Consider the following 379-nt stretch of genomic DNA (forward strand, 5'->3'; position numbering starts at 1 on the left):
CGCCGTGCGCGCGGATGGTCTCGAACATCGCCAGCGCTTTCGCGTCGCCGTTGATGGCGTCCTGCAGCTCCGTGCCGGTGTAGCCGATGGCGTCCGCATTGATGAAGATAGTGGGAATGCCGGCATTGATCATCGTCGCCTTGAGCGTGCCCACGCCGGGCACCTCCAGGTCGTCGACGAGGTTGCCGGTGGGGAACATCGCGCCGCCGCCGTCACCGTCTTCTTCGGCCGCTGGATCGAGGAATTCGAGCTGCACTTCCGCGGCCGGGAAGGTCACGCCGTCCAGTTCGAAGTCGCCCGTCTCCTGCACCGCGCCGTTGGTGATGGGCACGTGCGCAATGATGGTCTTGCCGATGTTGGCTTGCCAGATGCGCACGAT

Annotated in this window: 1 protein-coding gene; it reads right to left on the reverse strand. The window is 65.2% G+C overall.

Going from position 1 to position 379, the window contains the following annotated elements:
- The coding region (locus RVY79_RS17930; protein ID WP_317465869.1) for a PrpF domain-containing protein at positions 1-379 on the reverse strand (379 nt) is incomplete at both ends.

This window comes from Chromohalobacter sp. HP20-39 (assembly GCF_033052815.1).
GTDB lineage: Bacteria > Pseudomonadota > Gammaproteobacteria > Pseudomonadales > Halomonadaceae > Chromohalobacter.